This is a genomic window from Arthrobacter bambusae, from assembly GCF_022606295.1.
GTDB lineage: Bacteria > Actinomycetota > Actinomycetes > Actinomycetales > Micrococcaceae > Arthrobacter > Arthrobacter bambusae_A.
The window spans coordinates 1-20,405 of record NZ_JAHHZS010000052.1 but is presented as its reverse complement, the minus strand read 5'-3'; the positions used below and the strand labels follow the sequence as shown (position 1 = coordinate 20,405).

General features: G+C 62.4%; 18 protein-coding genes. 7 read left to right on the top strand and 11 right to left on the bottom strand.

The genetic code is table 11. The annotated features are described in order from the left end of the window. Nucleotides 1-42 precede the first annotated feature (42 nt). The gene (locus KNN17_RS21045) at nt 43-318 is read left to right on the top strand and encodes a type II toxin-antitoxin system Phd/YefM family antitoxin (protein WP_241710795.1); all 276 of its coding nucleotides are present in this window, start codon (nt 43-45) and stop codon (nt 316-318) included. Beyond that, entirely contained in the window at nt 315-608 is a 294-nt protein-coding gene (locus tag KNN17_RS21040) for a type II toxin-antitoxin system RelE family toxin (RefSeq protein ID WP_264638080.1), read from the top strand. The genes KNN17_RS21045 and KNN17_RS21040 overlap by 4 nt, the downstream gene beginning before the upstream one ends. A gap of 1,024 nt (nt 609-1,632) precedes the next feature. Here the strand turns inward: KNN17_RS21040 and KNN17_RS21035 are convergent. After that, complete coding sequence (locus KNN17_RS21035) at nt 1,633-2,859, bottom strand: ATP-binding protein (protein WP_241710794.1); 1,227 nt, start codon at nt 2,857-2,859, stop codon at nt 1,633-1,635. Nucleotides 2,860-3,157: 298 nt separating this feature from the next. Between KNN17_RS21035 and KNN17_RS21030 the strand changes: the two genes are divergently transcribed. After that, entirely contained in the window at nt 3,158-3,424 is a 267-nt protein-coding gene (locus tag KNN17_RS21030; protein ID WP_242599059.1) for a hypothetical protein, read from the top strand. A 137-nt stretch (nt 3,425-3,561) separates the two neighbouring features. Here KNN17_RS21030 and KNN17_RS21025 read toward each other — a convergent pair whose 3' ends face one another. The 4 genes from KNN17_RS21025 to mobC form a co-directional block, all read right to left on the bottom strand. Continuing rightward, complete coding sequence (locus KNN17_RS21025) at nt 3,562-3,864, bottom strand: DUF4193 domain-containing protein (protein ID WP_241710793.1); 303 nt, start codon at nt 3,862-3,864, stop codon at nt 3,562-3,564. Nucleotides 3,865-4,107: 243 nt separating this feature from the next. Then, nucleotides 4,108-5,340: a hypothetical protein gene (locus tag KNN17_RS21020; RefSeq protein ID WP_241710792.1), complete on the bottom strand. Its 1,233-nt coding sequence runs from the start codon at nt 5,338-5,340 to the stop codon at nt 4,108-4,110. 35 nt (nt 5,341-5,375) lie between these two features. Beyond that, complete coding sequence (locus KNN17_RS21015) at nt 5,376-7,016, bottom strand: relaxase/mobilization nuclease domain-containing protein (RefSeq protein WP_241710791.1); 1,641 nt, start codon at nt 7,014-7,016, stop codon at nt 5,376-5,378. A 2-nt stretch (nt 7,017-7,018) separates the two neighbouring features. Next, nucleotides 7,019-7,411 carry a plasmid mobilization relaxosome protein MobC gene (gene mobC, locus KNN17_RS21010; protein WP_241710790.1) on the bottom strand — a complete coding sequence of 131 codons (393 nt, stop codon included), beginning with the start codon at nt 7,409-7,411 and terminating at the stop codon, nt 7,019-7,021. Nucleotides 7,412-7,633: 222 nt separating this feature from the next. Here mobC and KNN17_RS21005 point away from each other — a divergent pair, with 222 nt between their 5' ends. The 3 genes from KNN17_RS21005 to KNN17_RS20995 all read left to right on the top strand — a co-directional run bounded on the left by KNN17_RS21005 (nt 7,634) and on the right by KNN17_RS20995 (nt 9,597). Continuing rightward, nucleotides 7,634-7,933: a hypothetical protein gene (locus KNN17_RS21005; RefSeq protein WP_241710789.1), complete on the top strand. Its 300-nt coding sequence runs from the start codon at nt 7,634-7,636 to the stop codon at nt 7,931-7,933. A gap of 605 nt (nt 7,934-8,538) precedes the next feature. Beyond that, complete coding sequence (locus KNN17_RS21000) at nt 8,539-8,751, top strand: hypothetical protein (protein ID WP_241710788.1); 213 nt, start codon at nt 8,539-8,541, stop codon at nt 8,749-8,751. A gap of 651 nt (nt 8,752-9,402) precedes the next feature. Next, nucleotides 9,403-9,597, top strand: a complete 195-nt coding sequence (locus KNN17_RS20995) for a hypothetical protein (protein WP_241710787.1) — start codon at nt 9,403-9,405, stop codon at nt 9,595-9,597. Between the two features lie 29 nt (nt 9,598-9,626). Here KNN17_RS20995 and KNN17_RS20990 read toward each other — a convergent pair whose 3' ends face one another. From KNN17_RS20990 to KNN17_RS20970, 5 genes are all read right to left on the bottom strand, one after another. Beyond that, entirely contained in the window at nt 9,627-14,519 is a 4,893-nt protein-coding gene (locus KNN17_RS20990) for a helicase-related protein (protein WP_241710786.1), read from the bottom strand. 221 nt (nt 14,520-14,740) lie between these two features. Further along, nucleotides 14,741-15,052, bottom strand: coding sequence for a hypothetical protein (locus tag KNN17_RS20985; protein ID WP_241710785.1), 312 nt, complete (start codon nt 15,050-15,052; stop codon nt 14,741-14,743). Between the two features lie 148 nt (nt 15,053-15,200). Then, nucleotides 15,201-15,788: a recombinase family protein gene (locus KNN17_RS20980; RefSeq protein WP_241710784.1), complete on the bottom strand. Its 588-nt coding sequence runs from the start codon at nt 15,786-15,788 to the stop codon at nt 15,201-15,203. After that, entirely contained in the window at nt 15,785-16,363 is a 579-nt protein-coding gene (locus KNN17_RS20975; protein ID WP_241710783.1) for a hypothetical protein, read from the bottom strand. Before KNN17_RS20975 ends, KNN17_RS20980 begins: the two co-directional genes overlap by 4 nt. A 314-nt stretch (nt 16,364-16,677) precedes the next feature. Beyond that, nucleotides 16,678-18,147 (bottom strand): SIR2 family protein, encoded by a 1,470-nt coding sequence (locus KNN17_RS20970; protein ID WP_241710782.1) that lies wholly within the window; start codon nt 18,145-18,147, stop codon nt 16,678-16,680. Nucleotides 18,148-18,720: 573 nt separating this feature from the next. Here KNN17_RS20970 and KNN17_RS20965 point away from each other — a divergent pair. Further along, nucleotides 18,721-19,883, top strand: a protein-coding gene (locus KNN17_RS20965) for an IS3 family transposase (protein WP_241710781.1) whose coding sequence is annotated in 2 segments (ribosomal slippage) — nt 18,721-18,999 and nt 19,002-19,883 — 1,161 coding nt in all. Because the reading frame shifts where the segments join, the coding sequence is not laid out codon by codon here. A 32-nt stretch (nt 19,884-19,915) separates the two neighbouring features. On the opposite strand, the gene KNN17_RS20960 is transcribed toward KNN17_RS20965, so the two are convergent. Then, nucleotides 19,916-20,405 (bottom strand): AAA family ATPase (locus KNN17_RS20960; RefSeq protein ID WP_241710780.1); only part of this gene is annotated, 490 nt, incomplete at its 5' end.

Sequence of the window (20,405 nt, the reverse complement as noted above, 5' to 3'; positions counted from 1 at the left end):
GTCGGGCTAGTTGGTGGCCTGATATCAGGCTATAATTCCAGTATGAGAACGGTACCGCTCAGCGAAGCCAAGGACAAGCTGTCCGCCCTCGTGGAGGAAGCAGACACGACGCACGAGATCATCCAGATCACCCGGCACGGGCACCCGTCAGCGGTGCTGATGTCCGCCGATGACCTGGAATCCCTGCAGGAAACCATCCACTGGCTCTCACAGCCCGGCATCCGCGAAGACCTCGACCAGGCGAGGCGCGACATTGTCGACGGTAAGACGACCAGTGGCGCAGACCTCCGCCGTGAGTTCGGGCTGCCGCCGCGGTGACCGGCGCGGAATCCACCGGGCCATCGCCATGGAACGTTGAGGTCACCAGCCCGGCGCTGAGGGGCTTCCGGCGACTGCCTGAGAAGGCCGCGGCAGCGATCGTCGAATTCGTGACGGGCGCACTGGCCAGGAACCCCCACCGGCTGAGCAAGCCCCTCACGAACGGACTCCTCGGACTCCGCACCGCACGGCGCGGCGACTACAGGGTGCTGTTCACCCTGGACATCGAAGAACACATCCTGTACGTCCACCGCATCGAACATCGCTCCGACGTCTACAAGCCGCGTTAGCCGAACTCCACAGGGGAAAGATGCGCCATGGGGGGGCCTCTCCCCCAAGCTCAGGCCCACGAAACGTCCAAAAGTGGACCGAAGGAGCGCCATGGGATGTTCCTGTGCGCCGGGTGCGGCACATCATGTGGCAGCGGCACTTCCTCGAAAGTGGGGTAGCCGCTCCGCCACCGCTTGTTGAGGACGGCAATGTCATCACCGTACTGTTCTCTGAGAACCCCAGGCCAAAGAGCGCGGTGCTCATCCGTAGCGAAGGCATCCCCCAAGGATTGTCCGGAGGATTCATGGCTCGTTCCAAATGATCCATTGGCCGAGAGCAGGATGCCTGGAGTAACGCTCGACGCACGCCGAGATGTAGTCCTCCATCGCACCGCGGAAAGCCGGGTCCAGCGTCAACGTCTGGGAGTGAAGGGCCGACCCCGTACCGAGCCACCACGGGCCTGAATTCGCTGTAAGAGTTGCCTTGATTTTGATCCCGTGCCCGGCTGCGGCATCAAAGACGTTGTCAAAGAGCTCAAAGTCCCAATGGTCCGGCGACTGACTCTGGATCCAGGGCCACATCAGGAACACGCGAAGTTGGCCGAATCCGACTTCGGCGGCCCGGTCCACAAGTGTCAGGACCTCGTCCCTTGGGAGGTCGCGTTCGAGCCAAAAGGAACCCGCCCCATGACCTAACCCGCAAGACCGGTCAGGCGTCGACCACCCAGCGCATCCAGGCGCCTGACCATGGTCAAAAATACTTGCCGCCACCGGTCAGCCCATTGCAGCGAATGGTCAAAGCAACCTGCAGCCAGTGGTCAGTTTCAAGTTGCAGTTGACAAGGGTCCGAAACCCGTTTCCTGGACGCCCTCGGCGCCACTCTTAGATGCCAATCTGACGAGGGTTTTCCCTCTGGCGGATGCACAGTTGGGGTGAAGCATGATGGATCTTGTGAATCCCGGCGGGTTTCGTTTCCCGCGGGACTTGTTGTTTCCGCTCGATGAATCACGTCGCGCCAGTATTCGACCGGGCCTGAACGGGCAGTTTATTTCTTGGGTTTCGTGCGCCTCTTTTGTACCGGGGGGACGTCCAGGTGCGGGACGGCTCGCAGCATGAACCGGTCAAAGTGTGGCACCGTGAAGCCCGCGTAGCCGTGAGCGGGCGTATAGAGCAGGCCCATGTTGATGAGTTCGGATCGTGTCGGGGCCAGCTGGGTGGACTCGCGTCCCATGACGGCGGCGACGTCGGCGGCCTTTTGGGAGTCGGGGCCCAGCTGTGCCATGGCGCGCATGTAGGCAATCTGCAGCTGGGTGGCCCTGTCGAGCCGGACGCGGAAGAACGAGGAATCAAGTTTTGCCTCGTAGGCGTCCTTTGCATCCTCAACATCTTCCAAGGTGATGGAGACGCCGTCCGCGACTGCCCACACCTGGTAGCCGAGTTCCTGCACGAAGTATGGATAGCCTTCCGTGAGGTCGAACGCGCGGACAAGTGCATCGTCCTCGAAGTGCACATGTTCGATGTGCGCCGGCTCGGCCAGTGCTTTCTTGGCATCTTCAAAATCCAGGGATCCGAGTTTCGGGAACTTGAAGAGCCGCTCGGCGTAGGATTTTGCGTCCCCGGCAAGCTCGGCGATCTGGGGCAGCCCCGCACCGACAAAGGTCACCGGGAGTTTTCTCTGCACCGATTTGTGGATCGCCTGGATGACGGCTTCGAGTTGTGTTTGGCTCAGGAACTGGACCTCGTCGAACAGCAGCACCAGGCCGGTCCCGTGTTCCCTGGCGGCTTCGCCTATCGAAACCAGGACGTCCGTCAGGTCCAGGGTAAGACTGCCGTGATCGGCAAATCCTTCGGCGGCGTCGACATCGAGTGACAGGGTCGGGATACCCGAGGAAGGATCGATGGAGAGGCTGAAGGACTGCAGGACCTGGGCAGCCTTCCGTGCTTTGTCTCCCCACTTGGCCCGTGGTGAAATCTGGTAGAGCGCGGCCCGCAGCTGAGAGTAGATAGTCCTGCGGAAGTGGTCGTCATCGTGTTTGCTGGCCTCGAGCTCCAGCACCTTCCATTTGAACTCTTCTGCTATCTGACGGAACTCCCCCAGCAACACGGTTTTGCCCACGCCGCGAAGGCCGGTGACGATCATGGATTGATTGGTGCGGCCCTTGTCGAGCCTGCGCAGGAGGATCCGGAAGTCCTCAAGGAGATCGTCACGGCCGATGACAATCTCCGGCGTCGCACCCGCGTTCGGGGTGTAGGGGTTGTTCACTGGGTCCATGTCACGAAGCTTACAAGATTTATTTCACTTTATTGGTCTCTAATAAAGCGTGTATTTTGCAATAAAGTAGTCCGGGGACGGGCCCGAAGCTCACCCGATGCTGCGCGGCGTGACTTCACTGCGTCCCCGGAGTCCCGACAGAACTCGTTCGTCGTTCAACGCGGATCGAAGCTGCTTTTCGCACCCCACTCCCGATGGGATACGCCGACCCTGCCGGTGTTGCATGGATCACATTTGGTCTATGGTTGTCCGGGTGCCACAGCGTCGTGGCCCCCGACATGGAGCGGAGAAAATTTTCGTGACAGACAAGCTTCGGGTGCTGGTCGGGGTGGACCTTGACTGCGCAAAGGCCCAGATTGCCGCGCAGGGTCACGTGACATCCAAAAGCGTCCACGGCTTGTACGCAGTGATGAAGCGCGCCAACTCGCTCACCCAAGGCATGACCCTGGAGCTTGATATGACCCGGGCCCGGATCGAACCCGACGCGTGGGAAGAACTCCGGGCTGTTCGAGGTCCCACCATCTGCCGGCCCGCCTCGATCCGTCCCAGTCCGACTACAGGCTGAGCATCCTCGCCCCTGAGGCCGCGGCCCCGGCAGCGACGGCTGCCCAGGCAGACTGACCGGCACCAACCAACTCCCAGCATCAGGGCAAAAAATCCGCGATGGACCGCCGGCTACTGCGCCTTAAGGAAATGGATGCCCTACCCTTCGCATTCGCTGCAGTACGAGTGGCCGTTGCTTTCGCGTGCGAGTTGGGACCGGTGCCGGACAAGGAAACAGGAATAGCAGGTGAACTCGTCCGCGGCCTGGGGAATGACCTGAACGATGAGCTCCTCGGCGACGATCTCTCCCCCGGGTGTCAGCCCCTCATCGAGGGCATCCGCTTCGTCCAGTTCAGTGACAACGCTGCGGGCATCGGGGGCATTCGCAGACTGCAGGGCCTCCAGGGAGCGGTCCTGTGATTCCTTGACGTCGGAACGGACTTCGTCGTAATCGGTTGCCACTTTGGGTGCTTCTCATTTCTGACGTTTTTGCGGTGTTCTTTCTGACGAAACAGCAACGTACACCAATGCACCGTTGTTCCCATGTCAACGGACCAGAGGACCTCGGGCGGGACTATTCAGCGCACCAGGCCGGTACATTCCCCCCGTTACCCAGTGCCAGAGCAATACGCCGCCAGCTAGATAGTGCAACTCCCCCACAGGAGCTGCCTGATGGCAGCCCCCCGTTACACGGTTGCGCTGTGCCTACCGGCTGAGGCCGTTCTTACCTCGTTCAGCCCCTACTGCTGCCCCGGTGCGGGACTTCCGGGCTTTGGCTGCGCCCTTGCCCATGGTCACCGCGGCGCTGGGGTGTGTGCCCTCACTGCGGGCCGCGGCGAGGCGGCCCCGAATCTGAGTTTCGCTGGCGCCGGTATTTGTCAGGGTCTCGGCAAACTTTTCGTGGTGTTCGGCCGAGCCGTAGCCCGCGGCCGACGTGCTCTCCGCTTTCAGGCCCTGGTCTTTGAGCCGGCTGCTGTCGTTGCCGGTGACGCGGTTTTCGATCTCTCGCCCGCCGCCTTCCATGCGGGCAAAGAGCTCTTTCTCGGCACGTTCGTACCGCTGTTCCACGGTCATCCATGGGGAGCCTTGGAATCCGCCTTCGGCCAGAAGCTTTGCTTCGTGCATGTCCTTGGCTGCTTTCACGAACTCGGGGTCCTTGAAATGGGAGTCGCCGGCACCGTTGACGTTCGTCGTGGTCTCTTTCCGCAGTTGGTCAAGGTCGGGGCCATTGACGCCGTCGTTGCCGATGAGAAACAGGCGCTCCCTGATTTCAGCGTCGGCCGCCGCAGTTGCCTTGGGGGTTTTAGCGTTGTGAGCCCGCTGCAATGCCTGTGCCAGTTCGGGGTTGGCGAGGTACTCGACGGGAACCTGGTGGCGTTCCATTTCCGGTGCCAGCTTCCCGGCCTGGGCGCGGAGTTCTTCCGCCCGGGCAGCCACGAGAAGGCCCATGGCCTTCTCCTGGTCGGCGGCCGCCTTGCGCTGGGCCTCCTGACTGCGGGCCATCGCATCCAACCGCGCCTTCCAGGTCGCGATGGTCTCGATCCCTGACTCCAGATACGCGGCTTCAGAGCCGACGTCATTTGTGTCGATGCCATACCGAGCCAGAACCTCGGCGCGGATTTTTTCCGACGCTGCCAGGGCTGTCGGGTCGTGGTCCTTCCAACCCTCGGCTACGGCGTGCGCGGTGGCGATATCGCCCGGCTGTGCCTTGTCCCACCATTGCTCTTTTTCTACGGGTGCCAGCGCCGCGCGGGCTGCACTGCGTTCGGCGGCGAGGCGTGCCCGGGCTTCGTGCGCTGCCTGGGTGTCCTGGTGTTCCTGTTGCCGCTGGGATTCCTGGCGTCGGCGTGCCAGTGTCTCGGCAATGCGTGAGGCGATCATCAGCGACTGCCGCAGACCGCCGTCCAGGACGTCATCCATTCCATCTGATTCACTCATGCTGTCCCCCTTGCAGTTGGTGTTAGTGGTGGTGGTTATCGGTCGAAGGCCGGGCCGGAGTCGCGTCGGACGGTCTGGGAGGTTTTCGCCGGTGTCGCCGGCGTGGGCGTCGTCGGCACCGCTGACCCGGGGCGGATGGGTGTCATTCCTCGGCGGGCGATATCGATCGCCCGGGGCGCCACTGCCGCGTCCCGGGACGGCTGCTGTTCCGCACCCACCAGAACGGGCTTGGGCATGGTCGCGGTGAACGGGGCCAGCTGCTCCTCGACCACGGACCGGATGCGCTGGGCCTCCCGGGTCCGCCCGGACTGGGCGTGCATTTCATACACGGCGAAGGCGGTGTTGATCAGCTGCACCATGAGGGCCGTTTGCGCGGCCGTCTTGTTCTTGCTCGACGCGGCCATGAACAACATCGCAGTACCCGCGATCGATGGGAGAGCGACAGGCTTGCCGTGCTGGCGGGGTGCGCGCAGCTGAGCGGTGCGGGACAGTTCAGCGGCGGTGGCCGCCAGCGGACCAGGCGTCGGTTCCAGACGGTACGACCATGCCGCGAACGCCCCTGATACTTCCCTCGCTGCTTTCGCCCAGGTCGCGTGATCATCCCGCGGAATGGTCCGCAGCTGGTCAGCCAGGGCGGTCGCGTTGCGGGTGTATTCCACCCATACTTCGCCCGGTGGTGTTGCGTTCTCAGGGCCGGTCCTGGACACCGTGCGCCTGTTGCGGGCAGCTGCGTTCCATTCCGCGGCCGCTTCCGTGGCCAGGTGCGGGGTGTCGGGCCATTCATCCCGGAGAGCACCGAGCTTCAGATCGGAGGCCAGGGTCCCGCCTCCGAACCAGATCGGACGTTCACCCCGGGCGGGGCGTTCGGCGACGGAGTAGCCGACGATGACGTCGGTGGTGTTCTTCGCGTAGCGCGGTCGCACCAAGAGGCCGGTGTCGCGGGCCCGGCGGACGAACTCACCTTCTGTTGCAGAGGCGCTGGCGCTGGCGCGGACTTTCCGTGCCAAGGAGGAGCGGTGCATTTCGCGTTCGTCCCGGACGGCCGTGGCTTTCTCTGCCCGGTCGTAGCCACGGGTGGCGTGCACCGTCGAGAGCTGTTCGAGGCCGTACTTGACCTCCAGCTCACGGCACGATTCCTGCGCCTTCTTGTAGTCGCCGTGCGTGGATGCCTTGGTTCCGTCTTCGCGGACCAGGGAAACGGCGACGTGGATGTGGTGGTTGCCGTTCTCGGACGTGCCGTGGTTGATCGCAACCCACCGGCAGCGGGCCTTTCCGCTGGTTTCGGTGAAGCCCATGGCATCCACGAAGTCGTTGGCAATATCGCCCCACTGCTGATCCGTCAGCGCGCCCTCTTCTGCGCGCAGGCTCAACGAGCAGTGCCACACGCTGGCGTCCTTGTAACCGACGTGCACGCGCTCCTTCTTGGCCGCGTCCCACTGCATGTCCTTGATCTGCACCGAGACGTCATATGCCCTGCGCGGCTGGTCCAGATGCTTGGCAATCGCCAGCGCATCGTCACGGTCCAGAACACCGTCGTCGTACCACGCCATGATCGCAGCATCGCCTGCTACCAGGTGCGGATCGCTGTGTACGTTCTTCGTCTTGTTGGCGTCCGTCGAGGCCAGGTAAACCATGAGCCCGCCCATGCGCGAACCGCGGGTGATGTTCGGGATCATTCCTACATCAGCCCCTCAATGGTGCGGTCAATGCGCATCGCAACTGACCGGAGATGCTTCAGTGCTTCGCGTGCCTCAGCGGGGAACTCGCTCGTGGCGTTCGCCTGCCGTGCGAGCTGGTTGATGTTGTTCGAGGAACGGGCCAGCAGATTGTGCAGAGACATCAGTTCAGCGATGGCGGCACGCCGTTCCGTTGTCGTCTCCTGGGTCTCGGACAATGCCGACGTGATCAGCAGGTTCGGGACGGTGACCTTCTCCCGCTCAGCCCTCGCGACAAGCGCTGCTTCCTCTTCAACAGTGACCCACAGGTCACGGCGCTTCTTGGTGCCGGCGGGAGTGTTCTCCCGGCGTCGGCGCGCCAGATTGAAACGGTGAGCGTTCCCCTCATCCGACATCCCAATCCCCCACTTCCAAGGCCCAGCGCAGCGACCCCAAACGGGGACCACAAGCAAGTGTGCCAAACCGCGACGCAGGAGCCGGGCAGGACACGCCATTTACACCCGTGTAAATGTATAGCTTGCTCCGAACGGCTGGGTTTGAGCGTTTTTTGAACCGGGGTGCGACCCACCGAACCCCCCCCCCCGGCCTGAATGTAGCGGAACGGTTAGAGTCGGTGCATGGACATCAACGACATCGCCGCCAAAGCCGCCGCAAAAATCGACGCCGCCCGCGACGTCAAAGTCAACGCAGTGAAAACCGCCGCCGCCAGCGGCGTCGAACTCGCCGAAGCAGCCCAGCTGCTGGCAGCCGCCGAACAAAAGTACGCCAAGGACTACCAGGCCGCCCTTCGCGCCGACTGGACCGACTCCGACCTGCGCAGCTTCGGCCTGGACGCCCCGACAAAGAAAGCCGGCGGCCGCCCCCGCACCCGGAAAGCCGCCCAGGAACCGGCCTCCGTGACCGGCGCTTCGCAGTAGCAAACCGTCGTCCACAGGGGCACGGCAAAAGCTACTTCCTCCGGGCTTTTCCCGTTCACCTGACGCTCCTATAGTTCTCAAACCTGAGACGTTCGTCCGTGGCAGCTCTGTTTCCGCTGCCCACAACCGGGGACAATTCCTCATGGGTTATCCACAGCTACCGCTGCCGAGGGAGCTACCCGAACGGCTCCCAAAATTTCAGCCGTGGATAACCCGAATTGACCCCAGCCATGGACAGCTCAAAGGCACCTTGAGCGCCGAAAAGTTAAGTACACACCACTCGTGCGCGGGGCAGCGGAACGAGATTAACTCGTGACAAGAACATGGTTTTGGGCGGACCGGCCGGAACTGGTGTCCGGCTGTCAGACGGGACCAGCGGCGGGAGAGAATCCCGGTTCCTGGCAAGGACTCTCCACTACCCCCAGACGCCGCTGGTCCCCTAGGGACCGAGGCCGGGTCTGGAATAGCTCCCATTTTTCAGCGAGGGATAACCTATATCGTCCCCAGGCGGGGTTGTGACCAACTGCAATAGCTGGAATCGTGGGTGGTGTCTCGGGCAGTTGGGCGTCGCCCTAACACGGCGAGCCGCCACTAATGAGCACGCAATGAAAGATCCCAGACTAGTCGCCCGGACCATGACGGCGCAGGACCCCAGCCGGCTTGGGGACCTATGGCTGCAGTACTGGGCCAACGGCGGAAACGCTGATCAATTCGAGTTCGACGCCTACCTGCACGGCCTAAGTGAGTGGGATACTCTCGAACTCATTATCCTCTCCTGGGCCATCGAGGACCTCCGGCGTCGCCTTCCTATGCAGTAGCCGGCCGCGCTTGTTCTTCCAGCCATCGCCGGTACTCAGCGATGACGCGCACTTCTTCGATATCCGGCAGGCTTTCCCTGACGAGTTGAGAATCACGTGACCCAGACGGGCAGACAACACGGTAAGGGGATCATGCTCAAGCTCCTGACTTATCAGGACCGCCCAGGCCAACCCGAAAGGACTTGAACCAGCGGACACGACATGTGCAGGACAGCACCCCGACGAACGCGCCAAATGGACGACGAGTCACACCGGTTCAAGACCAACCCCGTCATTACCGTGGTCGACGGGACCCACCTGACCGGTTACACACAACCGCCAGGGCACCAATGGCCGGCCCGGCACCAACGGGACCGGCAGACATGCACAACCTCCGACCATCGACCTCACCCAAACAGGAACTAGTTCCTGTTTCACTACCCAATGGACCGGTACCCGAGGCCCGCACCGACGAGGTGCGGGCCTCGGTCTTTGTCCCCGTCCGACACACTCCTTCGGTCCTCGAAACAGGACCACAGTAGGAGCAATCCCCTACGGGACTGATGCCGTCCGGGGTGCCTTCCTCCGTCCTCCAGCGCTTGATCGCCGATGCCCCGACTCCAGCGTCTCTTGCGAAAGGCCCGTCGGCGAAATGGGCGCATAGAGCAAAGCGTGAAGACATTCAATCCTTGCGTCATATATTCCCGGCTGCGGTTCGCCGTCAGCCCTATGAAGGACTCTTTCGCCCTCAGGTTCTACACGGCATGCACCCTCTTTATGAAGGGACACGAGTGGTACGACAACGGCGAAGCCTGCGCCCGTGCCATCGAGGCAGTGGCGGAGGTGGTGCACATGTTCTTGCCCTGAGCTTGCCGGCGCTTCCGGCAACTCACCCATTAGCGCTCGAAACCACCCTCACGTGAGTGGCCGGGGGCGGCTCCGGTGCGTCCTTGCGGCGTGGGGTGGGTGTGTTGCGGGTGCGTGTTTTTCGGAGCCGCAGGGAAGCTGGCGGCCTGCAGTCTGCGCAGCCGTGCCAGGGCCGGGTCAACCTCCACCTCCGTCACTGAAACCTCTGCCGATGGTGGTGGTTTGGGTGGGTCGATGGATGCCTGGAGTTTCCCCTCCAGCTCCGCGCACCTCACGCGCGCTGCGATGAGTTTGTCTTCGTATTTGAACGGCTTGCCGGCCTGGCTCTCGACGTCTGCCAGCACCGCCTGCTTTTCGGTAATGGTCTGGCGCAACTGGGCCTCGTAGTCGGGCAGCCCGGACACTTTGTTCTCCAGTCGGGTGATGATGCCGGCGCTTCCTTCCAGCAGCTCCATGCGGGTGAAGACCAGCGCAGGCGCCGGCACGTCCTTGAGGGTGATCGCGAGATCCTGGTAGGAGCCGAGCCTCGAGTCCTCGGCCGCGTTGCGGACCTGCAGCTCGTGGCCGCCCAGGGAAACCATGGTCCCGTAGTCCTGGTTCTGGCGGTAGTAGTTGCCGTATTCCGGCGTGTGCGCACGGACCCATTCCGAGATGGCGGCCACGGCCTCCGCGCGTTTCGTGTAGTTCCTGCCATCGATGCTCGCAGCAAAGGCCTCCCCCGCCGTCGGGATGATGCGCGGCAGCGCGGCCTGCACGGCGGGTAACTTGCTTTCGGCTTTGGTGATGCTGGTTTCGGCGGCGCCCCTGGTCCAGGCCAGGGTGCTCTGTCCCTTCTCGTGGGCGCGTTTGAGGCGTTCGAGTTTGGTCCGTGCGGCGTCGGCCTCGATCTTCTCCATCACCAGCGGGTTCCCGGAGGTCGCGGCTTTGATCTGCGCCGCGTTCAGGGCCAGGTCTCCGACGTCCTCGATCTCGCGGATATCCAGGCGCCCGCGAAGGACCTGCTGGATCATGGTCGCCTTGCGCTGGATCCCGTCCCACGCGGCGCTGTCGTAACTGCCGACCGTGGCGTACTGGAAGTTGTGGACCTCGGCGTTGGCGTTGCCCTGCCGGATGATGCGCCCGTCGCGCTGGGTCAGGTCAGCCGGCCGCCACGGGCAGGTGACGTGGTGGATCGCTTTGGCGCGGAGCTGGACGTTCGTGCCGGTCCCCATCATGGCCGTGGAACCGATCAGCACGGCCACCTCCCCGGAGCGGCATTGGGCAAAGAGCCGGGCTTTCTGCTCGGGCTTGGGCGAGTCCTGGATGAACCGGATCTGCTCCGCCTGGATCCCGCCGGCCACCAGCTGGTCCTTGAGCTGCTGGTAGGCCGTCCAGACCGGCTTCCCGTCGGGCCCGGTGTTCTTCGACGGCGTGCTCAGGTCACAGAAGATGATCTGCAGCGCCCCCTTGTTCGCCGAGGGGATGCCGGACCGGAAGCCGGTGTCATACTCGTTCTCCCGGTTCTCTTCCCAGACCGCCAGGGTCTTGGCGACAACCGCATCCAGCTTGGTCCCGGATTCGGGTTCGATGCCGACCATGCGCAGATCCAGGGCCGCTTTCCGGCCGTCGTTGTAAACGCTCAGGGCATTGTCCGCGCCCTTCTCCGCCCATCCGGACAGGGAGTCCAGCCGGTCCGCGAGGCCCTTCATGTACTCGGCAAGCTCCGGCGGCTGCGCAATCAGCACCAGCTCCGGTTGCCGCTCCCCGTCCTCGGGCCGGCGGGCCAGGTCCGGGGTTTTCAGGTTCAGGTCCTCGGAAAGCTTCACATCAGCGAAGACATGGAAGGACCGCAGCATTTCGGGGACGTTCTTGAACTTCGCGAAGCGCGGTTTGTTCTTCAGCCGGCCTCCGGCGTCCATCTCGATGGCGGTGACCGTTTCCCCGAACGTCGCGCCCCAGACATCGAAGTTCTCCACCCCCGCGGCGTGGAGCAGGTCCGGGCGCAGGTAGCGCTGCATCACGTGGGCTTCGGTGATGGAGTTGGCGATCGGCGTGCCGGTCGCCATCGTGACGACGCGCTCACCATGGACGCGGCGAAGGTATTCGAGCTTCAAGTGCATGTCCGTGGCCCGGATGGAGCCGGCGATTTCGGCGCCCTTGATGTTGGTGACTGTGCGCAGGTTCTTATAATCGTGGGCTTCGTCCACGAACAGGTAATCCACACCAGTGTCCTCGAACGTCAGTCCCGGGTCCGGGGCGGTGTCCATGAGGCGCTTCATGCGCTCTTCTTCGGCCTGGAGCTTGGTCTCCAGTTTCTTCACCGTGGTCCGGTCTTCGCCCTCGGCCTGGGCGTTGACGATGGTCTGCCGGACATCGGCGATGAGCGCTTCCTGATAGGCCTCAATGGTCTCTGCCTTCACACCGATGCTCTTGAAGGCCTGCTGGGTCATGATGATCCCATCCCAGTCATTCGCCGCGGCGCGGGCGACGAACTGCCGGCGCGCGGCCACATCCCCGCTCCTGGTCTTGATGTCATCGGACCCTGCCGAGAGCAGACGCGCCTGCGGGTACAGTTCAAGCCATTCGCGGGTGAACTGCTCCAGCATGTGGTTCGGGACGACCACCATGGGCTTGGAGGCCATGCCCAGGCGTTTGAGTTCCATCGCGCCCATCACCATCTCGGCGGTCTTCCCGACCCCGACCTCGTGAAAGAGGCCCACGGCCGGTTCGGAGATGATCCGGGCGACGGCGGTGCGCTGGTGCGGGTGCGGGGTGAAGGACTTCGCCAACCCCGGCAGGCTCAGCCGGTGCCCTTCCTTCGTGTAATCGCGCAGGGCCAGGGAGTTGAAGCGCCGGTTGTACTCATCAAGGAGCCGGCCGGCACGTTCGGGGTCTTCCCAGACCCACTCGGCGAAACGCTCCTGCAGGGCTTCGGCCTTTTCCTGGGCTGCTTCGGTTTCTTCGAGATTGGCGACGGATTTGCCGTCCTCGTCCTTGTCCTCAACCTGGATGCTCTTTTGTTCCAGGATGCTTTGCAGCAGGTCCGGGGCAGGCCTTCGGGCTGTCCCCCACTCATTCGTGGAACGCACCGTTCCCCGGTTGGCTTTGACCCGCCAGATGCCGGCGCCGACGCTGCTCACGCTGGCGGTAGGGTCGGCCAGAATGTCCTTCACGAATTGCTGGTGCTCCTCGGGGGAAATCCAGACCGCGCCCAGGCGCGCCTCGACGTCTTCCATGCCGACCCGCGGCGGCTGGACTTCCTCCAGGGCGGTGACGTTAACGCTCCAGCGTGCCTCCCCTGCCGCGGCGGCCCGGGCAGCGTCGAGCTTGGTCCGCACGTTCCCGGACAGGTATTCCGGTGCCGTGACGAGCTTGCCCGTTTCCGGGTCATCGAACACGAGCGTGCCCAGCCGGTCGCGGGCCTCCTCCTCCGTCACGCCCAGCAGCTCCGCGATCTTCTCCAGTTCCGGGGCGCCATAAGTGTCCAGGGCGATGGCCAACGCTTCGTCAACGGTGTCCGCGCCCATCAGCGGTTTGCGGGCCACCACCTGGCGGTGCCGAAGCAGTGCCGCCGGTGTCGCCGTCTGGGTTTCCTCGTTGAAGTTCTCCAGAGCCGGCGGCAGGGCACCGAAGGGGTCCGTCTGGCGCAGGATCCGCACGGCCGGTGCTGCACGGCGGGCGATGATCTCCTCGCCGGATTCCTTGTCCGTACGGACCGTCTCAGTGAAGCGGTTCAAGGGTCCGTACTTGGCGGCATAGGCCGTGTACTTCTCAGCCAGGGCCGTTCGTTGGGCGGACAGTTCCGGGGTGTCTTCGCTGTCGGAAGCCTCCATCTCCAACAGGGACCGTGCCCCGTCCCGCAGCCCCAACAAAGCATGCAGTTCGGCCGCGTGTGCTTTGGGGACCGGGAAGGGGACCTGTTCCCCTGCCCGTGCCACCATGAAGGTTCCGTCAGGCCCGGCGGTGAGGGTGCCATCCCATTCCAGTCCGGGCTCCGACAGTAGCGCCGCGGGGGTCTTCCCCGGAGCCGGCTCGGCAGGGGCGTGGCCCAGGCCGGCCCCGAGCGCGTCCGTCACGATGACATCGAGCCGTCGTGCGAGCAGCTGCGGGACCGCGGTAAGGTCATCCGCTTTCACGGAGACCGTTTCCTCCCCGTACATGCCGTTTCCAACGGTAATCTTTCCCAGGACGTTCTGCGGGTTAAGGTCAAAGTAGTTGTTGATCTTAACGTTGCGGCCGGCGATGATGACGGGCCCCACGGTTTCCCAGTCCGTATTGGCAGGCTCCCGGCCCGGCTCGCGTTTGCGCAGCAGCAGCAGGTCGGTGAGCGCTTCGGTGCCGGCGGCGCGGCGGTGGGCGCCGGTGGGCAGGCGCACGGCGCCCACCAGGTCCGCCATGGCGCTCATCTCCCGTCTCGAGGCCGGATTGGCGGCGTCCAGGGTGAAGCTGGAGGTCAGCACGGCGACGTAACCGCCGGGCTTCACGGCGGCCAGGCTTTTGAGGATGAAGTGGTTGTGCATGGAGTGCCGGGAGTCGGCGTTGTGGGTCTTGTCGTAGAGCGCGTTCTTACTGAACGGGACGTTGCCGACGGCAAGGTCAAAGGAATGGGACGTGATCGGGGTGTCTGCAAAGGATTCGCTGCGGATGCTCGCGTGCGGATAGAGCTTCCGGGAAATGGAGGCCGTCAGCGGATCCAGCTCCACACCGGTCATCCGGGCGCCTTCCGGGGCGAAGCCGATGAACGTCCCGGCCCCCGACCCCGGTTCCAGCACCTCTCCCCCGGTGAAGCCGAGCCGCTCCACGGCGGACCAGATCTCCTTCACCAGCGCGGCGTCGGTGTAGTAGGCGTTGATCGTCGTCCGCGACGCGGCCGCGTACTCACGCTCGCTCAGGACCCCGGCCAGCTGCGTGCGCTCGGCCGCCCAGTCATCCTTGTCGAACAACTGGGGTACCGCTCCCCAGCTGGACCACTGCGCCAGGGAACGCTGCTCGGCCCCGGTGGCCGGGCGCTGCTGTTCCTCCAGTTCCCGGACGATGCGGATTGCTTCCAGGTTCGCCGCGAACCGGGCTTTCTGGCCTGAAGGGGCAAGGTCGGCCTGCGATGCAGGACGGAAACGTCCGGCCGTCGCCGGCCCAGGGATCTCTCGTTGCTGCGGTCCGGGTGCTAGTCCTGCTCGTCCTCCTGGCGCGCCGAGCTCGGCTCCATGTCCTCCGGCTCGGCGGGAAGGCCGGCGTAGATCATCTCCTGGTACACCATCTCCCGTGCCCGCAGCTTGGCCATGTTCACCAGCCCGATGTACTCCAGCGGCGGCTCCGAACCCCTGATCGGCGTCAGTTCCTCGCTCAGGTCCCGGATCGCCTGTTGAATTTCCTCCCCCAACATCGAAAAGTGCTTCTCCGGATCCACTATCTGCGCGAAGGCCTGCGGATCGTGCTTCTTCATGGTTTCCATGGCGTGTTTGCCGTGCTCGTTCATTGATTACCTCTTCCGGTTCGGCCCACAACGACTCCAGACTCAGCTGACCCTCAATGTGGTTCTTAGATTTCCTCGGTGCCATGTGCGCCGCTCCCCCTCCGTTTGCCCCCACGCTAGCGAAGGCCCCGGAGGACTCACAGTCACACGCTTATTCCTGCGGGGCCTGGAGGCTCTTCCGCTGCCGTGCGAGCTCACGGACCACCGTGGCCTCACTGACGTCGATGGTCTTGGCGATGTCCCGGATCGTCCGCTTTTCGCCGCGCATCCGATGCGCCGTGGCTGCTTTGTCCGGCGTCATCTTGGTCGGCCGCCCGCCCACTCTTCCCCTCGCCTTGGCAGCGGCAAGCCCGGCCATGGTCCGTTCGCGCAACCGGTTCCGCTCGTACTCGGCAATGGCAGAGAAAAAGTGGAACATCAGCACGCCCTGGGACGTGGTCGTGTCCAGCCACGTCTCGGTCAACGACCGGAGCCCGACATGCCGGTCTGCCAAAGTCTTCACGATGCCGGCAAGGTCGGCAGTGTTGCGCCCGAGCCGGGACAAATCGTTGACCACCAGGATGTTCCCGGGCTGCAGGTGATCCAGGCAGTCCTGCCACTGCGGCCGATCAGTCGTCGCCCCCGACGCAAAATCTGTCCAGATCCGGAAGCACCCGGCAGCGTTCAAAGCGTCCAGCTGCAAATCCACCGACTGCTCCGTCGTGCTCACACGGGCATAACCCAGGAGAGCCGGCGTCATGACGCCCCCGAACGTGAGCGTTCGAATTCCTCGAGCAAGTCTTCGGTTGGCGCATCTTTATGTTTTCCGACCCACCGTTGAACCACAACACTGATTACGACACCTGCCATCCCCACCCCGAGCAATACGAAGGACCAACCCAGGAACAACAAGGTAACCTCCCACGTACTTCCTAGATTGTGGATGACGTTAGGGATGTTCCATACGGCACCTCCCAACAGGACAAATATGGAGGCATACATCAATGCGTCGACCCAATGGATCTTCCGCTTGCCCCAAGGAACTTTCCTCAGGCGTGACTGCAACAAATCGAGGTATCGCTCGGTAGCTTTGTTACCCGAGTCCAGGAGGCGGACGCGGAGAGCAGCAGCCTCCTCCTCCTGTACAACTCTTCCCGACAAATCCCCCTGCTCGTACTGCTCGCCAATAGTCTTCGCTAGGGCAAACGCCCGAATGGCAAAACTGTGAGCCCGTATCTCCTGGTCGTTCTCAAACACCTTCCAAAAGGATGTTGCCATCACGCCCAGAGCTGCAATGACAACCCCCGCCACCTTCACCGCATCTACCGCATCCATGTCTCCCCTAACCTCTCATCAAAAACGGTAGCGCCACGGTTTTGACTCATTTTGTTTTCGCAGTCGAGTTATGAGCAAGTGTAACCGATCAAAACAGCTTGCCGAGAGTGCCATTTTCGAAGTCGTCTGCACGGCTACAGACGGTGGACGGGGGACCCCTGAGCGGACATCCCCGGGGCACCGATGACTTCCAGGCCGGCGCGTGCGGGTCCAATCCAAGTGCCGGAGCCCGGAGCGCTCAGCAGCATTTCGCACATCAGCGTTGGGCCATCGCTTGCTCACCAAGGCGGGAAAGGTGAAGGGCGGAGGGCCCCTTAATCCGCCATTACATCGACCTCCAGTCGGGTGACTTCCTGTCTAGTACTTGTCAGGTACTGAAGCGATATAGCGGTCCGGCCACTTTTTTGTTCGATAAATCGGGGTTCTACATCGAGGTATGAATCTCCAGCCAGGTCGCCCAAATTGTGCCACGGAGCCGTGGCCGCTCCCGACCTCGGCTGCGCGAAGCCTCGAAGGATGTCCACGCAACCCTCGGGTTGAATCCGTTCCGTTCTGATTATTAGCCCCTCGACGTCCTCGCCAAGGTTGCTCACCCGGATCAGGGGCGTGCCGTCACTATCTCGGAGGAACTTTGCCTCAAGCCTGTTGAGTGGATCGGAAGTAGGCCCTTGTTGCAGGGCCTCCAGTAGTTTCTCCTTGGCGGTGTTCCGTATGACCTTCATTCGGGGAGGACCGACCGGACCACGGAAAAACGTGCTTAGCAGTCCGTCGACAAGGTCCTTCTGAAACCCTTTGGGTTGCCTGGGCCAGGCCGGGTCTAGAACGGTTAGTGTCCGCGACCCGTCCGCGTTGATCCAATCCCTGATGACGCCGTTGATATGATCGTCACCGAACGAGTATCCGACGATCACAAGCCGATGCGCCTTCTCGAGCGATTCCTGAAAGCTACGCATTAGAGCCAAAGTAGGCCCGTCAGCGGTGAGCTTTTCACGGTCGCCGATAACGATTGCCGGAACTCGATTGTCGGCCGGTTCGCTCGTGGTTACGACCGAAGTTCTGATGAACCTGTTCTCGTCTCCGTTACCTGGAATTCGCGGCTGGTAGGACCAGTCAATGGACCCATGGAGTTTGACCAGGTTCAGTTTGGGGCCAGATCCGGGTTCGAATCCCAAAGGTTTTCCAGGTTCCCAATCGACAATACCCGTATCAAATTCGATCCCGACCTGTTGGCACATTGCTTCGACTGTGAGGTCATAGTTCAAGGTCGCAACGTCCAACACGCCCTGAGCTTCAGCGAGGCTTGCCAAAGGTCTTAGGTAGCTTACGTCGCCGTGGCTGGCCAGCAGAATGCATACCGCTGCCTTTAATTCGCGCTCCAGCCGTTCGTAGATAGCCCCGCTTCCAGGCTGCATCGCCGCACGTGAAATTTCAGCAACTGCCTTGGCCACGCCATCGCCGGATCCGGTACCTGATAGGGCCCGTGCGATTTCTCCAACCATGGAGCTACCTGAGGAGGGAACAGGGTGGTCATCAAAGGCTTCGACGCTGGGCAACCATGCCGTCACGAATGGTGATGCCTCGTGGTCAGACCGGGTTTTGAGTAGTCGAAGCGCCGAGAACATTCGCTCGACGTTAAGGGCACTGTACGGATTGCCGCCTGTATTGCCGCGGTGCCCGATCATCGCGCTGCAGACAAAATTCAACGTCTCCGCCAACCTCCGGCTTTCGTAATTCTGACTCTGTCCCATCAGGTCAATCAGATCTTTGGTCAGCTGGCCGGTCATTGGGAGACCAGCATCCGCGGATGCTCCAGCGCCTAACAGCACAGCGACGTGCGACTCTTTCAAGCTCTGTCCCTCTCTTCTCGGAAGGTCTAGATTCGGTCCCCAGAAATACTGGAAGCCTTCCTATGGATTGCCTCGCCAATTGGCGAGCGGACGGCGTCCTCGCGGCGGGTTTGACGTCCTCATTTCCTCAGGATACGGATCCCTACCGACACGCGTTCGGATTCGGATCGGGGTCTCATGACGTATTGTCGTTTTTCGAACATTCCGTGCAGGTCGAGTTCGAAAAAAGACGATGCTGTCTACGAGACGATGCGGCCGCTTCAAAAACGGTCGATTTTGAACGATGACGAAAACGGTCTGATGCAGGTGTGGCGCGTGCAAAGCAGATTGAGACCTAGAATCAACCGTATGACTGGTCTCGTAAGCCATCCCGCGGATTTACTGCGCCCAATTTCCACTGCAGTCAAAGTTATTGGAGCCCCAATACTGCAGAACGCACGGGACTGCTGAAGGTTTGCTTGACACTTTGCCTGTGAGGATTTGATCCTTGCGGGTGGAAGGATGTTCATCATGCCCAGAGCCTTTCCCGAAGAGTTCCGCCGCGATGTCGTGGCGGTCGTCCGCAAGGGCGAAGCGCCCATCACCCAGATCGCCAAGGACTTCGGTATTTCACCCGCTGCCCTGCACCGTTGGATGAAGATCGCCGACAGGGAGGACGGCGCAGCGTCCGGTGCGGTGTCCGATGACGCTGCGAAGCTGCGGGAGGCCAATAAGCGCATCCGGCTCCTGGAACAGGAAGCCGAAGTCATGCGCCGCGCCGTGGCCTATTTGTCCCGGGACATCAACCCAAAAAAATGATGTACCCGCTGGTCCGCGAGCTGGCTGCCAGGGACGCCCCGATCAGGGTTCCCGTGGCGGTGTCCTGCCGGGTACTGAAGTTCTCCAGACAGGCCTACTACCAGTGGGCCGCCAACCCCGTCCCGTCCCGGGACTGGGAAGAAGCGCACCTGATCAACGCCGCCATTGATCACCACCGCGACGATCCCGCCTTCGGGTACCGGTTCATCGCCGATGAGATCAACGCCGGTCCCGGGCCTGGGGTCAGTGAACGGCGGATCTGGCGGCTGTGCTCTCAGAACGGCATCCTTTCGGTGATCCACCGCCGACGCCGGTCAGGACTCAAGGCCGGCCCGCCGGTCCACGATGACCTCATCGAACGGGACTTCAGCGCCACCGCGCCGAACCAGAAATGGCTCACGGACATCACCGAGCACCACACCGCGGAGGGAAAGCTGTACCTGTGCGCGATCAAGGACCTTCACTCAAACCGCATCGTCGGGTACTCCATGGACGGGCGGATGAAAGCATCCCTGGCCGTCGCCGCACTGGACCACGCCGTGGCTCTCAGGAAACCAGCGGGCACGGTGGTCCACTCGGACCGCGGATCCCAATTCAGATCCAGAAAGTTCGTCCTGGCCCTGAACACCCATGGCCTGAGCGGATCGATGGGCCGGGTAGGGGCATGCGGTGACAATGCAGCGATGGAATCGTTCTTCTCCCTGCTGCAAAAGAACGTCCTGAACCGCAAACGATGGGAAACCCGGGCCGAACTCCGGCTCGCCATCACGACCTGGATCGAACGCAGCTACCACCGAAAACGCCGTCAACGCGCCCTCGGACGACTGACACCAATCGAGTTTGAGACAATAAAAAACGCGGCACCAGCCGCGTAAGAAATTATCAACCCCAGCTGTCAACTAAACCTTCAGCAGTCCCCTGCGACGATGAAGAGAGTGTCGCTGTCGAGGCTTGAGATTGGATCGTCGATGACCGCAATGACGGGCTCGACAGTGCCACCTGACACGGCGCTTCCGGTCAAGGACTCCACAAAGTAGGCGAAGCAGAGGAAGGACTTCTCACCTTCGGATAGTGAATCGTATGCCGGCGAGCCATCGTCGCGTATGATCCGGTAGCCACCCGCGACTGCGTCTGTGATTGCCAGATGGAACCGGTGGAAACCCAGAGCCTCAAGAAGCTTGTTAATACGCTCAGCGACATCTGCGGTATTCGAGATCGAGTTGCGGAGCGCCTCAATCTCTTCCCTGCTGCCCTCATCGGCTTGCAAACTTGCCGCGATGTTGGAACGCAGTTCTTCGATCTTCGTCAGTTTTTTGGCGCGGATTCCGTTGTATCGCTTCAAATGGCTCGGTGTTCCTGCACCTGTGAGAAACAGCGCCCAACCGTCATTGACTAGT